Raw genomic sequence first — 19,327 nt, 5'->3', positions numbered from 1 at the left:
CCAACAACAGCAAGCCCAACAACAGCAAGCCCAACAACAGCAAGCCCAACAACAGCAAGCCCAACAACAGCAGCCCTAACAACGCCTTACCACGCACTCCCACGTGCCCACAATCGCTAGAAGGAGGTGCTGCAAACGATGACATACCGCCAATTCGCTTACGTGTACGACCGTTTGATGGAAGAAATGCCTTACGACGACTGGCTTCGATTCGCCGAGCGGACGTGGGCCTTTTACGGCATCCGGCCCCGCACTGTCGTCGATCTTGGCTGCGGTACAGGCAGCCTTTCCATCCCGTTGGCGGCGCGCGGCTACGACGTCATCGGCATCGACCTGTCCGAGGATATGCTCGCCGTCGCCCGGGACAAGCACGAACGGGACCGGCAGTCGCGGCTGGCCGGCCAAGCCGGCTCTCTGCAATGGCGGCTGCAGGACATGCGCGAATGGGAGACGGCTGAGCCGGTCGATGCCGTTGTATCATTTTGCGATTGCCTCAATTACTTGACCGACGAAGATGACATTGCCCGCACATTCCGCGCTACCTATGCAGCGCTGAGGCCCGGCGGCGTATTCGCCTTCGATGTGCATACGCCCCGCCAGCTCGAAGCTTATGCTGCGACCCAGCCGTTTACTCTCGACGAAGACGACATCGCCTACATCTGGACGTGCGAATACGAGGAACGGCGGCTAGAGATCGAACACAGCATCACCTTTTTCGCCGCCGAGCCGTCCGGGCTGTTCCGCCGCTTCGAGGAAACGCACACGCAGCGCGCTTATCCGCTCGATTGGCTCGAGCGCGAGCTTGCCGCTGCAGGCTTCAGCAACATCCGCGTCTGCGCCGATTTCTTCGACAAGCCCCCGAACGCCGGGACGCAGCGGGCTTTTTTCAGCGCGGTCAAATAGAAAAAAGAGGAAGTTTCCTCCTTGCCGCCGAAATATACGCACACTGTCTGTTCGAAGGACGAAGGAGGAAACGGCTTGAACGAAAACGGCGCGAGCAAGCTCTCATTTTTAGGCGTGGATGGCGTATTTATGCCGGTCAGCGATTTAACGAGATCGGTGCGATGGTATACGGAGGTGCTTGGACTTGAAATCCGGCACCGGGACGAGCCGCATGCGGCTGTACTCAAAATCGGACAGGGCCTTCCCGCGCTTTGTCTCGTGCAATCCGGCGGCCCTCTGCCGGCGCCGTTTCCCCCGAATCGGTACGACGTTACGCACTTCTTCAATTTCAAAGCGGCCGATATCGACGCCGTTCATAGCGAATTGGCCGCTCGCGGCGTCGACGTTTCGCCGATTTACCAGTCGGATGCGCTGCGCTATTTCGGTTTTCAAGATCCGGACGGGAACGGACTCGGCGTCGTGAACTAGCGTTTCCGTCGGAAAGCATGCCGGCCGCATGCCCGTTCTCTTGACACGCCCGCGCCTTTTACATATAATGACTTACAAAACATGGCGCAGAAGAGGAGCAGTAGCTCACGGACGTATCGCAGAGAGCCGGCGGTGGATCGGGTTACACCGATCACGGTGCAAGCCGGCATACGGACGCGGCGAAACTCGCCTCGGAGCCGGAAGGTGAAGCGCGAAGCCGCTTAGCCGACCCGTTTGGCCCGCGTTACGGGCTTCCGAGTGAACGATCCTCGGCGCGCAAGCTTTTACCGCGCTGTCGGTCGTTAAGCAGGGTGGTACCACGGGAAGGAAGAACCTCTCGTCCCTAGCGTTTACAATGCGCTGGCGGCGGGAGGTTTTTGGATGTTTATGGAGGAGTGAACGAGGATGACCGACAACAAGGAAACGAGAGATTCGCAAGGCTACAATCCGCAGGCGCTCGAGCCCAAGTGGCAGCGCTACTGGGATGAACACAAAACGTTCAAAACGCCCGACGATTCGGATAAACCGAAGTTTTACGCGCTCGATATGTTCCCATACCCGTCCGGGGCCGGGCTGCACGTCGGGCATCCGGAGGGCTACACGGCGACCGATATCGTGTCGCGCTACAAGCGGATGCGCGGCTACAACGTGCTGCATCCGATGGGCTGGGACGCGTTCGGCTTGCCGGCGGAGCAGTACGCGCTGCAAACGGGGCGCCATCCGCGCGACATTACGAAGGAAAATATCGACAACTTCCGCCGCCAGATCAAGTCGCTTGGCTTTTCCTACGACTGGGACCGCGAAATCAGCACGACCGATCCGGACTATTACAAGTGGACGCAGTGGATTTTCATCCAGCTGTACAAGCGCGGTCTCGCCTACGTTGACGAGGTGCCGGTCAACTGGTGTCCGGAGCTCGGTACGGTGCTGGCGAACGAAGAAGTCATCGACGGCAAAAGCGAGCGCGGCGGCTTCCCTGTCATCCGCAAACCGATGCGCCAGTGGGTGCTGAAAATTACCGAATACGCCGAGCGTCTGCTTGAAGATCTGGAAGAGCTCGACTGGACGGAGAGCATCAAGGACATGCAGCGCAACTGGATCGGCAAGTCGAAGGGCGCGGAAGTGCAATTCGCCGTCGACGGCCATCCGGGGCAACATTTGACCGTGTTCACGACTCGGCCCGATACGCTGTTCGGAGCGACGTACTGCGTCCTCGCGCCCGAGCATGAGCTGGTCGACACCATTACGACCGAAGCTCAGGCTGGGGCCGTCCGCGATTACCGCGATGCGGCTGCGCGCAAAAGCGATCTCGAGCGAACTGACCTTGCCAAAGATAAAACCGGCGTGTTTACCGGCGCTTATGCGATCAATCCGGTCAGCGGCGCGAAAGTGCCGATCTGGATCGCCGACTACGTGCTCGGCGGCTACGGTACGGGCGCCATTATGGCAGTGCCGGGCCACGACGAGCGCGACCACGAGTTCGCGGCAAAATTCGGCTTGCCGATCGTCGAGGTCGTGCAAGGCGGGGACGTCAGCAAGGCGGCTTTCACCGGCGACGGTCCGCACGTCAATTCGGAGTTCCTGAACGGACTGTCGAATGAAGCCGCGATTGCGCGCATGATCGAACACTTGGAAGCGGAAGGCAAGGGCCGGGGCAAAGTGACGTACCGGCTGCGCGACTGGCTGTTTTCCAGACAGCGGTATTGGGGCGAGCCGATACCGATTTTGCACCTCGAGGACGGCACGATGAAGCCGGTGCCGGAGGACCAGCTGCCGCTGCTGCTGCCGGATGTCGACGAAATCAAGCCGTCGGGAACCGGGGAATCGCCGCTTGCTAACGTAACCGACTGGGTCAACACGACCGATCCGGAGACGGGGAGGAAAGCGCGCCGGGAGACGAACACGATGCCGCAGTGGGCCGGCTCGTGCTGGTACTATTTGCGTTTTATCGACCCGCACAACGACAAGCAGCTCGTATCGCCTGAGAAGCAGAAGCAGTGGCTGCCGGTCGATCTTTACATCGGCGGCGCCGAGCATGCGGTACTGCATTTGCTGTACGCCCGTTTCTGGCACAAGGTGCTGTACGACATCGGCGTCGTGGATACGAAGGAGCCGTTCCATAAGCTCGTCAACCAGGGCATGATCCTCGGCGAAAATATGGAGAAAATGAGCAAATCGCGCGGCAACGTCGTGAATCCGGACGATATTGTCGCCACCTACGGCGCCGATACGCTGCGCATGTACGAGATGTTCATGGGCCCGCTGGAAGCGACGAAGCCGTGGAATACGAACGGCGTCGAGGGCGCGTACCGCTTCCTCGCCCGCGTCTGGCGCCTGTTTGTCGGCGAAGACGGAAAGCTGAGCCCGCGCATCAGCGCATCCGAAACGGCGGGCAGCGACGCCTTCAAGCGGACATGGCACCGCACGATCAAAAAAATTACCGAAGATTTTGAGGCGCTTCGCTTCAACACGGCGATTTCGCAGCTCATGATTTTCGTCAATGAGGCTTACAAAACCGAGACGCTCCCGCTCGAAGCGATGAGGCATTTCGTGCAAATGCTGTCGCCAATTGCGCCGCACATCGCCGAAGAGCTGTGGGAGAAGCTCGGCGGCACCGAATCGGTCACGTATGTGCCGTGGCCGCAGTTTGACGAAGCTTGGACCGTCGACGACGAAGTCGAAATCGTGGTGCAGGTGAACGGCAAAATCGCCGACCGCGTCAAAATCGCGGCGGATCTCGAGGAAGCGGCGATGCAGGAGCTGGCGCTCGGCCTCGACCGGGTGAAAGAGCTGGCAGCCGGCAAAACGGTGCGCAAAGTGATCGCCGTAAAAGGCAAGCTCGTCAACATTGTAGTCGGGTAACCAAATTAAAATTGGATTCCGCTATCGGAAGCACCGAAGCGGCCGCAATCGCTCTGCTGAGCGCTTGCGGCCGCTTTTTGCATCTAGCGTGCGGAGCTTGGGTTACTCCTTCGCAGCGACAAACTGGGCTTCGAATTTTTCAACGTCTTCGTCGTACTTGGCGTGCGTCGCCCGAATGAGCAGATCGAACATGCCGTCCATCTCTTTGCTCATTAGCTCCAGGCCCGCTTCCGTGATGCCTCCCGGTACGGTCACTCTTTTTTGCAGCGAAACGGGATTAAAGCCTCCGGTCGTCAGCAGCTTGCCGGTGCCGAGCACCATTTCGCTCGCCAGCTGCACCGCTGTTTCATACGGAATGCCGGTTCGATCCACTGCGGCTTCGACAAACCGCTGTATGAAATAAGAGAGAAAGGCCGGGCCGACCGAAGACAAATCGGAGCAAATGCGCGTATGCTCTTCAGTGACGCAAATCGGCGTCGAAATGTGACTGAGCATATTTTCGATAAGCTCTTTATCTTCCGGCTCCATTCGGCCGCCGAATATCATTAAAGTGGCGCCGCCGAGCACATAGTTTGTAATGCTGGGAATCATTTTCATCACTTTGCACGGCAATTGCGCCTCTAAATGGCGGATCATCACGGGGCTCGTGATCGAGACGACGATTTGCTGTGGCTGTGCTACCGCTTTGATTTCGTCTACTACACGTTTGTAGTCGGAAGGCTTGACGCACAGGAAGACGAGATCGCAGCCCTGAGCCGCTTCCGCGTTGCCCGCCGCAACGAGAAGACCGGGGTAGCGTTCGGCGAGCCGCTTAGCTTTGGCTGCTGTCCGGTTGCTTGCGACGATTTGTTCCGGACCGAGAGCACCGGATTGGATGAATGCTTCTATCAATACGCTTCCCATGCTGCCCGTCCCAATGAATGCTGCTTTCATCAAGAACCCTCCCGCACCAAAGCTAGGTTTCCTTCGGCGTACCGCTCGTCGCCCGGATTGGACGGTAAGCTGCCTTTACTGTTTCCCATGTATATGCCTGCGGGCAATATTTCATGATTCGAAAAAAACGTAATCATGCGGTTCGAAGGAAGGGGCATGAACAATGAAGAAGACGGTCGTATGGATTGTTGGCACAGCACTGTTATGCGCGGCTTCCGCCTTTGGCGGCACTTTGCTGCGGCCGAAGCCGTTGCCGCCGGAAGCGGTGAACGAGGCGATGGCTATGCTGCTGGAGCAAGCGGCGGAGCCGGATCGAGGATCGGAAAAGAAGCATGCGAAGTCTAAGGCGGAAACCGAAGCCGAATCCAAGCCGTCGTCCGATTTGTCACTCGATGCTGCGGCCGACGCAATCCTTACTCCCGAGCCGGACTCTGTGTCTGATAAAACCCTGGGTTCTTCATTCGCAGCTGCTTCCCCTTCCGCAAAGAACCCGGATGCCGTGAACGTGCAATCCTCTCCGAAGGTGAAGCGGGAGAGCGGAGCACCTTCGACGTCGTCGAAGTCCCGCCTTGATCTGAACGCGGCAACGCTTGAGCAGCTAATGGACTTGCCCGGCATCGGCGAGAGCAAGGCGAAAGCGATCGTCGAGCTGCGCACCCGGCTCGGCCGTTTCAGCCGCATCGAACAGCTGAAGGACGTTAAAGGCATCGGCGATAAAGTTTTTGAAAAATTGCGCCCATATCTCCAAGTCGGAGGTGAGTAACTCTCTTTTCAATTGTTGGCAATTATGAGAGAATAATAGAGCTGGTCCCTGAAAGCAAGATATGAAGGAGGATTAACGGATGACAGAGCAACGCAAGCTGTCCTTGGACACACTGGCCGTACATGCCGGCCAAGAAGTCGACCCGACCACGGGAGCACGCGCCGTTCCGCTTTACCAGACGACGTCTTACGGATTCCGTGACACCGATCATGCCGCGAACTTGTTCGCGCTTAAGGAATTCGGCAACATCTACACCCGTATCATGAATCCGACGACGGATGTATTCGAGAAACGGGTCGCCGCCCTGGAGGGAGGCCCGGCTGCGCTTGCTACGGCATCCGGACAGGCAGCCATTACATACTCCTTGCTGAACATCGCCGGAGCGGGCGACGAAATCGTCTCTTCCTCCAGCCTGTATGGCGGCACGTACAACCTGTTTTCGACAACGCTGCCGAAGCTGGGCATTGCCGTCAAGTTTGTCGATCAAAGCGATCCGGCCAATTTCCGCAACGCCATAACCGACAAGACGAAAGCCATTTTCGCCGAGACGCTCGGCAATCCGCGCGGCGACGTGCTCGACATCGAAGCGGTAGCTGCCATCGCCCATGAGCACGGCATTCCGCTTATCGTCGACAATACGTTTCCGAGCCCGTACTTGCTTCGCCCTATCGAACACGGCGCCGACATCGTGGTACACTCCGCGACCAAATTCATCGGCGGCCACGGCACATCGATCGGCGGCGTCATCGTCGACGGCGGCAAGTTCGACTGGAAGGCGAGCGGCAAGTTTCCGGGCCTGACGGAGCCCGATCCAAGCTATCACGGCGTCGTCTACACGGATGCGGTAGGACCGATCGCCTACATTATTAAAGCACGCGTTCAGCTTCTGCGCGACATCGGTGCGGCCATCTCGCCGTTCAATTCGTTCCTGCTGCTGCAAGGCTTGGAGACGCTTCATTTGCGCATGGAACGGCACAGCTCCAACGCCTTGCAAGTAGCCGAGTTTCTGGAGCGGCACGAAGCGGTCGAGTGGGTTAGCTACGCCGGCCTGAAGAGCCACCCGAGCTACGAGCTGGCGCAAAAATATATGCCGAAAGGCAGGGCGCCATTATGACGTTCGGCATTAAAGGCGGAGTCCAGGCGGGCCGCAAAGTGATCGATGCGGTGCGTTTATTCTCGCATCTCGCCAACGTCGGCGACTCGAAGTCGCTTATCATTCATCCGGCGAGCACGACCCACCAGCAGCTTTCCGAAGAGGGGCAAGCAGCGGCCGGTGTTAGCCCGGGCATGATTCGGCTGTCCGTCGGCACGGAAGCGATCGACGACATTATTTACGATCTCGATCAGGCGATCCGCGCCAGCCAGAAGTAACGGTCGGAACAGCTATGGGAATGCAGCGCAAAGATTGGGATACTTACTTCATGGATATCGCCTTTATGGCTTCTACCCGCTCGCAGTGCAGCCGGCGTCACGTCGGGGCGGCGCTCGTGCAAGGCAAGAAGCTGCTCGGCACCGCTTATAACGGCGCCCCGATGGGCGTGCCGGATTGCTCCGAGGCAGGCTGCATGCTTGTGGAGGAGTACGAGGTTCGCGTCGCAGACGGCAAAGAAGAGCTGGTCAAAAAGCAGCGGTGCGTGCGGACGATTCACGCCGAGCAAAACTTGCTGCTTTTCACCGACCGCGAAGACCGCGAAGGCTCGTCCGTCTACGTGACCGATCAGCCATGCTGGACATGCGCCAATATGCTGGCCAACAGCGGGGTAGTGGAAATCGTGTTTCATCGTCCTTATTTAAAGGACAACGACAAGGTGCAAGAGCTCATGCGCAGCAAAGGCATTGTGTTTCGCCAGCTGGCGGCTTACGAACCGCCCGCCGGAACCGAGGCCGATGTGACGCCTTAACAGGTAACAAATAGGGAAGTTCGAGGAAGCACCTCGATCCGGATCAGCCGGATTGGGGTGCTTTTGCGCGGAACGTTGGAGGGGAGAGTGGTGCGCAGACCTTTACTGTGGTATGCGGTCGCTTGGATCGTCGGCGCGGCAGCGGCAGGATCGGCTTGGTTCGTTTTGCCGCGGCCAGCATCGCTATGGATAGCCCTCGGTGCCGTAATGGCTGCCGCCGCGATTTGGCTGTGCAAGCTGCCGCGCGCGAACATGCTGGTAGTGCCGCTCCTCGCAGCTGCGGCTTTCGGTTATGGCGAATGGCGAGACGGCCGCAACGTCACGGCGATAGTCGACGCCGCTGCGACCGACACCGGTGCGCTCTCGGGAATAGAAGCGACGGCGTTGGGGCGGATCGTGTCGCCGGTCGATGTAGATGGAGACCGCGCGTCGTTCGAGTTCGAGGCGCATGAGCTGAGGCTAGGCGACTCGGGTACGCCAATTGCCTTGCGGGAGCGTATGCGGGTCAACGTACGGCTGCTTGCGCAGCAAGAGCAGGCAGCGGCGCGGCAATTCGAGCGTACGGATCGCGTTGAGGTGAGCGGCATACTGCTGCGGCCGGAGCCGGGCCGCAATTTCGGCGGCTTCGATTACCGCGAATATTTGCGCCGCCATCATATTCACTGGCTGCTCAGCGTGAAAGGAATCGCGCATGTGGAACGAAGCGCCGCCGGCAGCCAGCTTGGGACGGACCGCCTGCTGCTGTGGAGCGATCGGCTGCGGGCGGCGCTGGCGGCGAAGATGGACAGCATTTTCCCTGCGGATCAGTCGGGACTCATGAAGAGCATGCTGATCGGATGGCAGGAAGATATGGATCCTGAGCAATACCGGCAATTTTCCAAACTCGGCCTTACGCACATACTCGCCATATCAGGCATGAACGTGGCGATTTTCCTCGGCCTGCTGTTCGCCGTGTTAAAGCGGCTGCGGCTGACGCGCGAATCGACGCTGCTTGTCGGCATCGCGGCGATGCCCGGTTACGTGCTGCTTACCGGGGCTTCTCCGTCCATCGTCCGGGCCGGCATCATGTCCATGATGGCTTTGTATGCGGCCCGCCGCGGATGGTTGAAGGACGGGCTCCATTTGGCGGCTCTGGCGGCTTGGGCGATGCTCGTATGGGAGCCGTATTATTTGTACGATGTCGGCTTCCAGCTGACGTTCGCCATTACGGCTGCGCTGCTGGCCGGAGTGCCTCGCATCGCGCGTCTGCTGCCGATCCGCAAAGAAGCGCTCCGCCAAGCGGCGGCGATCACAATCGTATCGCAGCTCGTCTCTTTTCCGATCACTGTCTATTACTTCAATGTGTTCTCGTTGCTGTCATGGCTCGCTAATGCGCTGTTCGTCCCCGTATTCGGGACGCTGCTGTTTCCGGCTTCTCTCGTCTCGCTGCTGCTCGGGCTCGTTTGGATGCCGCTTGGCCGCGTGAGCGGGGCGTTGACGGGCTTCCTCAGCCGCTGGACGCTTTGGGCGATCGACCGGCTTGCCGCTGTGGACGGCTTTCAGCTGATTTGGCCTACGCCGTCGCCGCTCTGGATTGCGGCGTATTTCGCGACGCTGGCGCTTCTGCTTGCCGCCCTGACCCGCCGGTTCGCTCCACGCGACTACGAACCGCCTCCCGGCACCGCAGCGCAGCCTTCCGTGTGGCCTGTCGCCGCCTGCGCAGCCGCGCTTGCGCTGCTGCTCGTTTACGGCTACACGCCGGATCGCTTCAGCCGCACCGCCACGGTCGAATTTCTCGACGTCGGGCAAGGTGACGCCGCGCTTATCCGAACACCTTCCCGCAAGTATATTCTCGTTGACGGCGGAGGGACGCTGAGCTTTCGCAAACCAGTCGATGACTGGAAAGAACGCCGCAATCCGTTCGAAGTGGGGCGCAGCGTCGTCGTCCCGCTGCTGCAGCAGCGCGGCGTGCACAAGCTCGATATGGTCATTGCGACGCACGAAGACCAAGACCATATCGGCGGCTTGCAAGCCGTAGCGGAGCAAATTCCGATCGGCCGCTTTGCGTTTAACGGAACGCTGAAGCCGGGCGCTACAGCAGAGCGGCTGTTTCGCACGCTGCTGGACCGAGGGGTCTCGCTCGTACCCGCGCGCCGAGGCTCCGTATGGCAGGCGGACGCGGAAACGAAGCTGACGGTGCTTGCTCCGGGCGAAAATTCTGAGAAGCTTCGCATTGCCGATAAGCAAAACAACGAATCCGTCGCGTTCACACTGGAACTGTACGGACGCCGCTTTCTGTTTACAGGAGACATGGAAGCGCCGGAAGAGGAGGATATCCTCCACTCTCCCGCAGTATCGACGACGCCAACCGCCCCGATAGACGTCATGAAAATCGCCCATCATGGCAGCAAAACGTCGACGACTTCCGCCTGGCTCGACCGCTGGCGCCCCCAGCTCGCCGTCATTTCTGTCGGAGCCCGCAACAGCTACGGGCATCCATCCGGAGTTGTGCTGCAGCGTTTGTGGACGGCCCGCATTCCCGCGGTCCGCACCGACCTGAGCGGCGGCGTGCGGTTCGTTGTCGCTCCGCAGCAATTTCGCTTTGAGACGAAGCTTAAAAATAATTAGGATTCAGGCAAAAAAGACCACTGTTGTGTTATGTACCGGGCGGTCTTTTTTTGCTATGCTAGTAGAGAAAAATTTTTGAGGAACCTGAATGCAACCTTCGGACACGATCCAACGTTAATAAGGTTGCAAGAGAGGGGGATCCCGGTGGTAGCTCCCGAACTGGTGAGAGCCGCTCAGTCGGGCGATCGCGAAGCGCTGCTGACTCTTTTGCGAGAAATTGAGACGCACGTATACCGTACGGCTTTTTATATGCTCGGCAACGAGCAGGATGCAATGGACGCGTCGCAAGAAGCTCTTCTGCGCATTTATACGAAAATTCAATCCTATGAAGAAAAAGCGCTGTTCAAAACGTGGGTGCAGCGCATCGTAACGAATATTTGCATCGATAAGTTCCGTAAGGCGAAACCGACCGTTTCGATCGACGAGCACGAGATGACGTTTATCGCCCCGGCTAACGTCGAAGACGAAATCCTTGCCGGCGACTTGTCGCAAGCGGTGCGCGAGGCGATCGACCGGCTGCCGGAGCACCATCGTTCTGTCGTCGTACTGCGCTATTTGCACGATTTCTCTTACAATGAAATCGCGGAATCGCTGCAGCTGCCGCTGAACACGGTGAAGTCGTATTTGTTCAGAGCCCGTCAGCAGCTGCAGACGTTGCTGCGCGATTATGAGAAAGGAGGTGTTCGGGGATGACATGCCATGAGCAGGTAGAACTGATGCAGCGATACTTGGATCATGACTTGAGCGATACCGAGGAGCGGGAGCTGAAAGAGCACTTGGTGCAATGCGCGGAATGCTCCGGCCTGTTCGACCGGCTGCAGCGGCTTGACAGCGAGCTGTCCCAGCTGCCGAAAGTGACGCCGGCGTACAGCTTGGTGGATGCGATAATGCCGCAGCTTGCCGAGCTGGACCGCTGCCGGGGACGCTTGAGGAAACGGCGGCCCAAGAACCGGCCGCAGCCGCTCCTGCACGCGGCATCCCTCGGACACGCCGGATTTTCGCCTCTTGGAAGCTGGCTAGCGGCGTTGCCGTAGCGGCGGCCATGATCGGCCTTTTTATTATGAAAGAGCAAAACTTGCTCACCCCGTCCGTCGCCATGAAAAGCGCCGCTTCCGGGGCAGCGGAGAACAGCAAGCATTTTGACGCCAAGTCGGGAGCCGCTGCGAATGCCGGAGGTGCGGCCGCAAAAAAGGACGCAGGCCCGAGCGCCAACGCGAGCGCTCCGGCAGCGGACATGAAGGTTATGGATCAGGCGAACGCCAAGACGACACCGTCGGCAGCTGCGCCGGCTGCAGCACCGCAGGCGCAGCCGCAAGCAGGCGGGACGGCGCGGACAGCACCGCAATCGCCAGCGCAAGAGCCGCTCGCACAAGCGGGCAGCGGCAGCAATCGCGGCGTGGCGATATCTTCGCCGGAACAGTCGTCGGCCGGCTCCGATGGCGGCCAAAAGCCGGCTGCCGCTCCATCGGCCGCAGACGGCGGCACGGGAACGAACCCGTCTCAGCCGGTCGCCTCCGCTGGCTCCGCACCGGCACCGGCGCAAGATAAGGCGGGGGCCGATGCCAGCGCCGACGCGCAGCCTGCTCCGACACCCCATTTGAAGGGGATAACCGCCGCACCGCAGCAAAACGGCCCAATGTCCACGTTGGCCGCCCCGTCGCCGGCACCGGCGACGCTCAAGTCACCTGACGGGAAGCTCGTCGCCTCCGTCGAGGACCTGAAGGTCGTCGTCCGGACAACGGATACCGGCGCCACCGTCATGACCTCGACGTACAGCTGGTCGCAAACGGACGTGATTTCGCTAGTCGGCTTCAGCGACGACGGCAAAGTGACCTATCATGTCCAGCATCAGAGCGGCGCAGACGACGTGGTGCTCGATACGGCGGCAAAAACGGAAACGAAGACGTCCGCAGCTCAAAAATAACGTTCGGACAACGTACGGATAACCGGGCGGGCGCGTATCCTGAAGTAACGAAACAGATGGAGCGCATAGCCGCTCGATCATTCGGGAAGCCGGTTTCTAGAGCCGCTTCCCGGTGTTTAAATAGATGAGCTCCAAGCAGGGAGCGCTTCTACCGCCTGTACAGGGCAGAAGGACTGTGTCGAAAGCCGGAAGGCTTTGACGCGGTCCTTTTGCGTTGGTAAGATGGGAGGGAGGTGGAAAAGCAGGATGGAATGGAGAAAAGCGCTGAAGGCGATATCGGCGGGCACGATCGCTCCCGTCTACGTATGCTACGGTCCCGAAGTTTATTTAATGAACGAATTGATTGCCGCGATAACGGGCAAGCTGGTGGACCCCGATCAGCGCGAGTTTGCCGTCAGCAAATTCGACTTGCACGAAACTCCGGTCGAGGCCGTCGTCGAAGACGTGGAAACGCTGCCGTTCATGGCCGAGCGCAAAATCGTCATCGCCAAAAACGCGGCCATGTTCACCGGGGCTAAAGATACCGGCAAAGCCGAGCACGATCTGGACCGGCTTGCCGCCTACTTGAAGGCTCCGGTCGATTATACGGTGCTCATTTTTACCGTCCAAGCGGACAAGCTCGACGAGCGGAAAAAGATCGTCAAATCGCTCAAGGAGGCGGACGCCTTATCCCTTGCCTGCCTTTGACGGGCGACGACTTGACCAAATGGTTGCAAGACCAGGCGGCTCGCCGCCGCTTTTCATTCGAGCCTGGCGCCGCGGAGCAGCTTGTGCTGTATACTGGCGGCCAGCTGCAGGCGATTCAGAGCGAGCTGGAGAAGCTGTCGCTGTTCGTCGGCGAAGGCGGCCGCGCCGCGCTGGCGCACGTAGATGAACTTGTGGCGCGAAGCGCCGAACAGAACGTATTCCTGCTCATTGAGGATATCGTCCAAATGCGTCTCGACAAAGCTTTGGCGACGCTCGACGAGCTGCTGAAGCAAAAGGAGGAGCCGATTAAAATCGTCGCTCTGCTTGCCCGCCAGTTCCGCATCCTGCTGCAGGTGAAGGAGCTCGCGCAGCAAGGCTATTCCCATCAGCAGATCGCTTCGCAAATCGGCCTGCATCCGTACGCGGTAAAGCTGGCCGACGGCCAGACGCGCAAATACGATACGGCCAAACTTAGCCGCATCTTATCGCAGCTCGCCGATCTCGATTACAAAATGAAGAGCGGCGGCGTCGATAAGGTGCTGGGGCTCGAGCTGTTTTTGCTCGGCCTCGCCGCATAACGAGAACAACAAAAAAAGTCCAATTCGCCGATTATTCGGAGAATTGGACTTTTTCCCTGTGCTTTACGCCTTCGCCAATTCGTTCAGCTTCTTCGCCAAACGGGATTTTTTGCGGTTTGCTGCGTTTTTATGGATTAATCCTTTGGAAGCGGCTTTGTCCAGCTTCTTCGCAGCCAGGACGAGCGCCTCTTGTGCGGATTCAGCGTTTCCGGTAATAGCTACCTCAGCAGCTTTCACGGCCGTGCGGAGCGCGGATTTCTGCGATGCGTTGCGCAGGCGGCGCTTTTCGCTAACTTTTACGCGTTTAATTGCGGACTTAATATTCGGCATTCACGTTCACCTCCTACTGACAAACACAATCGATGGCCCCAGTCGGAGCCAATTGACAACTTTAGATATTCTAGCACGCCAATAGGCAAAAAGCAATACCGAGCCGCATAACTCGCCGCCGGATGCCGCACAATAACGTTCAGACGATAGCCGAAAGGAGAGCAGCTATGGAACTGGAGCTGAAGCAGTATTCCTCTCGAACCGACCTTGCTCTGGAAGCGCGCGAGCTGGCGGGCGGTTCAGACATGCGGCCGATCCCGGGAGTCGAATCCGATACGTATGAAGAAGAGGGCATTCGCGTCACCAAGATCAGCATTACTAGCGCCGAAGGCTCGCAGGCGATCGGCAAGCTGCCCGGACATTACATAACGCTCGAGGTGCCCGCGCTGCGGAACAAGGACAGCGATTTGCAAGATCGCGTGGCGACGAAGTTCGCGCAGGAGTTTTCTTCTTTCCTGAAGCGCATTGGCATCGGACCTGACGCCAAAGTGCTGGTCATCGGCCTGGGCAACTGGAACGTGACGCCGGATGCGCTTGGGCCGATGGTCGTCGAAAATGTGATGGTTACCCGCCATTACTTCGAACTGATGCCCGATCAGGTGAGCCCCGGCTACCGCTCGGTCAGCGCCGTCGCTCCCGGCGTGCTCGGCACGACAGGCATCGAAAGCAGCGAAATCGTGCAGGGCATCGTGGAAAAATCGCGCCCCGAACTCGTCATCGCCATCGACGCATTGGCCTCCAAATCGCTGGAACGCGTCAACACGACGATCCAGATTGCCGACACCGGCATCCATCCGGGCTCCGGCATCGGCAACAAGCGCAAAGGGCTGACGATGCAAACGCTGGGCGTACCGGTCGTCGCGATCGGCGTGCCGACGGTCGTTTACGCATCCACCATTATCAATAGCGCGCTCGACATGATGCATCACCACTTCCAGAAGCAAACCGCCAACACGAGCCAAATTCTCGGACTATTGGACAACATGCACGAAAACGAGCGGCTCCAGCTCGTGCGCGAAGTGCTCGGACCGCTCGGCCACGACCTGCTTGTGACGCCAAAAGAAATCGACCAGTTTATAGAAGATATCGCCAATATTATCGCCAGCGGCCTGAACGCGGCGCTGCACGAAGCGATAGACGCCAGCAACGTCGCGGCGTTTACCCACTAAAACCGGCCGCGCCGGCTGCCGCAAGCCTCCGAGCGCTATCAAGCGCATCGGGGGCTTTTTCTATTGAAATTGCGGTTCTAGTTTTCGGCATCCTCTCATAGAGTCTAGTAATAGTTTCGTTACTCAGACTCGCTTCAAGGAGGAATTTCCGTATGAAATGGCCGGCAGTCGTCGTCAATCTCAGCCGAATTCGCAGAACTTTGCAAAACGTCGGTCTACTAAGTCGGGTCATCGGCTTGCTGCTCGCCGTCACGGCGCTGTTTTTCGCCTTGCTCGGCATCGGCACGCAGCTCAAGGCGCGCTACGACACATCGTCGCCGGTGACGCCGATGAAAGGGCTCGCTGCGGCCGTGACGAGCGGCTTTTTTGCCGATTTGGTGGGCATGGAGGTGCCGCATTTTCAGAAGGAAGGCCAGGGGACATTCTCGCAGCGCAACGTGTTCAGCTTCGTGTTCCGCATGCTGACCGACCTCAACCCGCAAGATCCGCGTACGCTCATCGCGCGCGAAGTGCCGGGCTTTGCTCCGGGCAAAACGGTCGTGCTGCGGCCCGGGCAGGCGGCGAACATGTCCGAGCCCGAAGACCAAGGGCCGCCGAAAAGCGTGATCGACAAACTGGGCCAAACGGCGCAAGCGCAACCCCCGGCACCCGAGCCGGTGCCTGCGGCCAAGCCCCCCGCTACGGCCGGAGCGAACGTCGCCTTCATCTATCAATCGCACAGTACGGAATCGTATTTGCCGGAGCTGCCGAACGTGAAAAATCCGGACGAAGCCTACGACGACAAAGTCAACGTCACTCTCGTCGGCGCCCGCCTTGCGCAAAATCTGGAGAAAGACGGGATCGGCGCCGTTCATTCCGACAAAATTTATTCGACGGCGACGGTCAAGGACTTCCGCTATCCGTATTCGTACAAATATTCGCTGAAGACGCTGCAGGAAGCGTCCGCGGCTCATCCGGACCTGAAATATTACTTTGACATCCATCGCGATTCGCAGGACCGCGACAAGACGACGGCGACGATCGGCGGCAAAACTTATGCGCAAGTGTACTTCATCATCGGCGCGAAAAACCCGAACTGGAAGCAGAACGAGCAGTTCGCGAACCAAATCCACGAAGCGCTGGAAGCCAAATATCCGGGCCTGTCCAAAGGCATTCATGCCAAGACGGCGAACGAAGGCAACGGCGAGTACAACCAGTCGTTTTCCCCAAACAGCATTCTGATCGAGGTTGGCGGTCCTTACAACAGCTTGGACGAATGCTACCGGACGACGGATGCTTTGGCCGAAGCGATCTCGCAGGTGATTTTGAACGCGCAAAAGGTCGACAGCCCGGAGCGCAATGCGAAGAAGACGTCATAGCCGGCGGAGGCCGGGAGGAGGAACGACCGATGCGAAGATTTTATACGAGAATGGCGATGTTCGTGCTGCTCGTCGGTTTCTGCATCTTTTTCGGCGTCGACATCGCGAACCGGGGGATGGAGCGGATCCAGGGCCCGCAGCCGCCGGCCGGCCCTTCCGGCGCCGTAAGGACGGCTGTCCCGGTACAGCCTGTCCGCGCCGGCCCCGCGCCGGCTTCCCGCGCCGCGGCGGCGACTCCCGCACTTGCCCCGGGGACGGCGGCTCCGCCCGCGCCGCCGAAGCCGGATCCGGTTCGTGCCGACCGCGACGAAGCGCTGAATTATGTCGGGAACAAGGTTGGCGATTTGCTTCAGATCGCCGCTCACCATACGATCCGGCTCGTTGTGTCGTTTTTCAGCTCGCTCATCGGCTGAACGTTATAAACGGCCAAGTTTACGCGTCCCCCCGCAACTGCTATAATATATACATTTGAATGCTTGTGGGGGTAACCATGACGGACATAAAGGCAAGGCAACAGAAAATCCGCAACTTCTCCATCATCGCGCATATCGACCACGGCAAATCGACGCTGGCCGACCGCATTCTCGAATATACGGGGGCTTTGTCTTCCCGCGAAATGCAGGAGCAGGTGCTCGATCAGATGGATCTGGAGCGCGAGCGCGGCATCACGATCAAGCTGCAGGCCGTACGTTTGAATTACACAGCCGATGACGGCGAACAATATATTTTGAATTTGATCGATACGCCCGGACACGTCGACTTTACGTACGAGGTGTCGCGCAGCTTGGCCGCTTGCGAAGGAGCGCTCCTCGTCGTGGACGCGGCGCAGGGCATCGAGGCGCAAACGCTGGCGAACGTGTACCTGGCGCTGGACAACAACCTGGAAATTTTGCCGGTCATCAACAAGATCGATTTGCCGAGCGCCGATCCGGAGAAGGTCAAGAACGAGATCGAGGAAGTGATCGGCCTTGACGCCAGCGAGGCGGTGCTCGCCTCGGCGAAAGCCGGCATCGGGATCAAGGACATTTTGGAGCAAATTTGCCGCAAAGTGCCGGCGCCGGCCGGCGATCCCGAAAAGCCGCTCAAGGCGCTCATCTTCGATTCCCACTACGACGCTTATAAAGGCGTTATCGTGTACGTGCGCGTTGTTGACGGTTCCATCCGGGCCGGCTCCAAAATCAAAATGATGGCCACGAACAAAACGTTCGAGGTCATCGAAGTCGGAGCGTTCAAGCCGCGCATGACCATCATCGACGAACTGAACGTAGGCGACGTCGGATTCATCGTAGCCGGTATCAAAAACGTAGGCGATACGCGCGTAGGCGATACGGTCACCGACGCCAAAAATCCCGCGGAAGAGCCGTTGCCTGGCTATCGGCGCATCAATCCGATGGTGTTCTGCGGTCTGTATCCGATCGAAACGTCGGATTACAACGATTTGCGCGAAGCGCTCGAGAAGCTTGAGCTCAACGACGCTTCGCTGCGCTATGAGCCGGAGACGTCCTCTGCGCTCGGTTTCGGGTTCCGCTGCGGCTTTCTCGGCTTGCTTCATATGGAGATCATTCAGGAGCGCATCGAACGCGAATTCAATATTCCTTTGATTACGACGGCTCCCAGCGTTGTGTTCCGCGTTACGCTGACGAACGGGGACGTGCTGGAAATCGACAACCCGTCCAATTTTCCGGAGCCGGGAAAAATCGAATACGTTGAAGAGCCTTTCGTGAAAGCATCCATCATCGTTCCTAACAATTTTGTCGGCGCTATTATGGAGCTTTGCCAGGGCAAGCGCGGCGAGTTTATCAACATGGAGTATCTGGATACGAACCGCGTCACGCTCACTTACGACATGCCGCTGTCGGAAATCGTGTACGATTTCTTCGACCAGCTCAAATCGAGCACGAAGGGCTATGCGTCGTTCGACTACGAGCTGTCCGGCTACAAGCAGTCCAAGCTGGTCAAAATGGACATTTTGCTGAACGGCGAGCAGGTCGACGCATTGTCGTTCATCGTGCACCGCGACCGGGCTTATCAGCGCGGCAAAATCATTTGCGAGAAGCTCAAAGATTTGATCCCGCGGCAAATGTTCGAGGTGCCGATCCAGGCCGCCATCGGGCAAAAGGTAGTGGCGCGCGAGACGATCAAGGCGATGCGCAAAAACGTACTCGCCAAGTGCTACGGCGGCGACATTTCGCGCAAACGGAAGCTGCTGGAGAAACAGAAAGAAGGCAAGAAGCGGATGAAGCAGGTCGGCTCCGTCGAGGTGCCGCAGGAAGCGTTCATGGCCGTGCTGAGAATTGACGAATAGATGATGACGCGGGCGTCTTCGCCCGCGTTTTGCATTGTTATCAATTCCCTGAAAAAGCTACTTGCGCTCGTTCTTTGTACGTGGTATATTAATCAACGTCGCTTCTGACGGAGGGGTTAACCGCCTCGGCCAAACAACAAAACTTGATAAAAGTTGGCAGTTGCAATCAGGGCGGCAAACGTGCTAATATGTAGTTCCGGCTGTTTCGACAGTCACGGATTTCCGGCGATTTTCGATATCTTCGCTTATCGAAAGCGTCGCGGATTGCTCCTTGAAAACTGAATGACGAGTGAGAGGTTTTCGCAAGAAAACAACACGCAAGTGTTTCTTATGAGCAAGTGTTTCAAACTTTATTGGAGAGTTTGATCCTGGCTCAGGACGAACGCTGGCGGCGTGCCTAATACATGCAAGTCGAGCGGAGTGAGTCCTTCGGGGCTCGCTTAGCGGCGGACGGGTGAGTAACACGTAGGCAACCTGCCTGTAAGACCGGGATAACTACCGGAAACGGTAGCTAAGACCGGATAGCTGGTCTTCTCGCA

The 19,327-nt window shown here is 58.5% G+C and carries 15 protein-coding genes, 1 rRNA gene and 2 pseudogenes; 16 read left to right on the top strand and 2 right to left on the bottom strand.

Annotated features, from left to right (window positions below; all coding sequences use genetic code 11):
• Window positions 1-138: 138 nt before the first annotated feature.
• The 3 genes from SD70_RS29930 to leuS all read left to right on the top strand — a co-directional run bounded on the left by SD70_RS29930 (window position 139) and on the right by leuS (window position 4,233).
• Window positions 139-903: a class I SAM-dependent DNA methyltransferase gene (locus SD70_RS29930; RefSeq protein WP_041052220.1), complete on the top strand. Its 765-nt coding sequence runs from the start codon at window positions 139-141 to the stop codon at window positions 901-903.
• Window positions 904-978: 75 nt separating this feature from the next.
• Window positions 979-1,371 carry a VOC family protein gene (locus SD70_RS29925; RefSeq protein WP_156158270.1) on the top strand — a complete coding sequence of 131 codons (393 nt, stop codon included), beginning with the start codon at window positions 979-981 and terminating at the stop codon, window positions 1,369-1,371.
• A 405-nt stretch (window positions 1,372-1,776) separates the two neighbouring features.
• Window positions 1,777-4,233, top strand: a complete 2,457-nt coding sequence (leuS, locus tag SD70_RS29920) for a leucine--tRNA ligase (protein ID WP_041052219.1) — start codon at window positions 1,777-1,779, stop codon at window positions 4,231-4,233.
• A 102-nt stretch (window positions 4,234-4,335) separates the two neighbouring features.
• Here leuS and comER read toward each other — a convergent pair whose 3' ends face one another.
• Window positions 4,336-5,166: a late competence protein ComER gene (comER, locus tag SD70_RS29915; RefSeq protein ID WP_041052218.1), complete on the bottom strand. Its 831-nt coding sequence runs from the start codon at window positions 5,164-5,166 to the stop codon at window positions 4,336-4,338.
• Between the two features lie 163 nt (window positions 5,167-5,329).
• On the opposite strand from comER, the gene SD70_RS34285 reads away from it, so the two are divergent.
• From SD70_RS34285 to holA, 8 genes and pseudogenes are all read left to right on the top strand, one after another.
• On the top strand, window positions 5,330-5,929 hold the full coding sequence (locus SD70_RS34285; RefSeq protein ID WP_052488057.1) for a ComEA family DNA-binding protein: 600 nt from the start codon (window positions 5,330-5,332) through the stop codon (window positions 5,927-5,929).
• A 79-nt stretch (window positions 5,930-6,008) separates the two neighbouring features.
• Window positions 6,009-7,300, top strand: a pseudogene (locus SD70_RS29905) (homocysteine synthase).
• Window positions 7,301-7,320: 20 nt separating this feature from the next.
• Entirely contained in the window at window positions 7,321-7,830 is a 510-nt protein-coding gene (locus SD70_RS29900) for a deoxycytidylate deaminase (protein WP_041052221.1), read from the top strand.
• Between the two features lie 90 nt (window positions 7,831-7,920).
• Window positions 7,921-10,437, top strand: coding sequence for a DNA internalization-related competence protein ComEC/Rec2 (locus SD70_RS29895; protein ID WP_052488056.1), 2,517 nt, complete (start codon window positions 7,921-7,923; stop codon window positions 10,435-10,437).
• Window positions 10,438-10,581: 144 nt separating this feature from the next.
• On the top strand, window positions 10,582-11,130 hold the full coding sequence (locus SD70_RS29890; RefSeq protein WP_041052216.1) for an RNA polymerase sigma factor: 549 nt from the start codon (window positions 10,582-10,584) through the stop codon (window positions 11,128-11,130).
• Entirely contained in the window at window positions 11,127-11,471 is a 345-nt protein-coding gene (locus SD70_RS29885) for an anti-sigma factor family protein (protein ID WP_041052214.1), read from the top strand. Before SD70_RS29890 ends, SD70_RS29885 begins: the two co-directional genes overlap by 4 nt.
• An 8-nt stretch (window positions 11,472-11,479) precedes the next feature.
• On the top strand, window positions 11,480-12,361 hold the full coding sequence (locus SD70_RS29880; protein ID WP_041052212.1) for a hypothetical protein: 882 nt from the start codon (window positions 11,480-11,482) through the stop codon (window positions 12,359-12,361).
• Window positions 12,362-12,583: 222 nt separating this feature from the next.
• A pseudogene (gene holA, locus SD70_RS29875) lies at window positions 12,584-13,626 on the top strand (DNA polymerase III subunit delta).
• Between the two features lie 63 nt (window positions 13,627-13,689).
• Here the strand turns inward: holA and rpsT are convergent.
• Window positions 13,690-13,956 (bottom strand): 30S ribosomal protein S20, encoded by a 267-nt coding sequence (gene rpsT / locus SD70_RS29870; protein ID WP_041052211.1) that lies wholly within the window; start codon window positions 13,954-13,956, stop codon window positions 13,690-13,692.
• 167 nt (window positions 13,957-14,123) lie between these two features.
• Here rpsT and gpr point away from each other — a divergent pair, with 167 nt between their 5' ends.
• The 5 genes from gpr to SD70_RS29845 form a co-directional block, all read left to right on the top strand.
• Window positions 14,124-15,125 carry a GPR endopeptidase gene (gene gpr, locus SD70_RS29865; RefSeq protein WP_041052210.1) on the top strand — a complete coding sequence of 334 codons (1,002 nt, stop codon included), beginning with the start codon at window positions 14,124-14,126 and terminating at the stop codon, window positions 15,123-15,125.
• Window positions 15,126-15,277: 152 nt separating this feature from the next.
• On the top strand, window positions 15,278-16,483 hold the full coding sequence (spoIIP, locus tag SD70_RS29860) for a stage II sporulation protein P (RefSeq protein WP_041052209.1): 1,206 nt from the start codon (window positions 15,278-15,280) through the stop codon (window positions 16,481-16,483).
• 29 nt (window positions 16,484-16,512) lie between these two features.
• Window positions 16,513-16,896 carry a hypothetical protein gene (locus SD70_RS29855; RefSeq protein WP_041052207.1) on the top strand — a complete coding sequence of 128 codons (384 nt, stop codon included), beginning with the start codon at window positions 16,513-16,515 and terminating at the stop codon, window positions 16,894-16,896.
• A gap of 77 nt (window positions 16,897-16,973) precedes the next feature.
• Window positions 16,974-18,788 (top strand): translation elongation factor 4, encoded by a 1,815-nt coding sequence (gene lepA / locus SD70_RS29850; RefSeq protein WP_041052205.1) that lies wholly within the window; start codon window positions 16,974-16,976, stop codon window positions 18,786-18,788.
• A 350-nt stretch (window positions 18,789-19,138) separates the two neighbouring features.
• A 16S ribosomal RNA gene (locus SD70_RS29845) occupies window positions 19,139-19,327 on the top strand; the annotation flags it as partial.

Source organism: Gordoniibacillus kamchatkensis (assembly GCF_000829455.1).
In the GTDB taxonomy this organism is placed as follows: domain Bacteria; phylum Bacillota; class Bacilli; order Paenibacillales; family NBRC-103111; genus Gordoniibacillus; species Gordoniibacillus kamchatkensis.
The sequence above is the reverse complement of the archived record's forward strand: the minus strand, read 5'-3'. Positions and strand labels throughout refer to the sequence as shown.

What these genes read in the sequence shown, in the direction of transcription:
- lepA (WP_041052205.1), top strand. Translation starts at nt 16,974, where the DNA reads ATGACGGACATAAAGGCAAGGCAACAGAAAATCCGCAACTTCTCCATC.
- spoIIP (WP_041052209.1), top strand. Translation starts at nt 15,278, where the DNA reads ATGAAATGGCCGGCAGTCGTCGTCAATCTCAGCCGAATTCGCAGAACT.
- SD70_RS29900 (WP_041052221.1), top strand. Translation starts at nt 7,321, where the DNA reads ATGCAGCGCAAAGATTGGGATACTTACTTCATGGATATCGCCTTTATG.
- rpsT (WP_041052211.1), bottom strand. Translation starts at nt 13,956, where the DNA reads ATGCCGAATATTAAGTCCGCAATTAAACGCGTAAAAGTTAGCGAAAAG.
- SD70_RS29880 (WP_041052212.1), top strand. Translation starts at nt 11,480, where the DNA reads ATGATCGGCCTTTTTATTATGAAAGAGCAAAACTTGCTCACCCCGTCC.
- gpr (WP_041052210.1), top strand. Translation starts at nt 14,124, where the DNA reads ATGGAACTGGAGCTGAAGCAGTATTCCTCTCGAACCGACCTTGCTCTG.
- comER (WP_041052218.1), bottom strand. Translation starts at nt 5,166, where the DNA reads ATGAAAGCAGCATTCATTGGGACGGGCAGCATGGGAAGCGTATTGATA.
- SD70_RS29930 (WP_041052220.1), top strand. Translation starts at nt 139, where the DNA reads ATGACATACCGCCAATTCGCTTACGTGTACGACCGTTTGATGGAAGAA.
- SD70_RS34285 (WP_052488057.1), top strand. Translation starts at nt 5,330, where the DNA reads ATGAAGAAGACGGTCGTATGGATTGTTGGCACAGCACTGTTATGCGCG.
- leuS (WP_041052219.1), top strand. Translation starts at nt 1,777, where the DNA reads ATGACCGACAACAAGGAAACGAGAGATTCGCAAGGCTACAATCCGCAG.
- SD70_RS29855 (WP_041052207.1), top strand. Translation starts at nt 16,513, where the DNA reads ATGCGAAGATTTTATACGAGAATGGCGATGTTCGTGCTGCTCGTCGGT.
- SD70_RS29885 (WP_041052214.1), top strand. Translation starts at nt 11,127, where the DNA reads ATGACATGCCATGAGCAGGTAGAACTGATGCAGCGATACTTGGATCAT.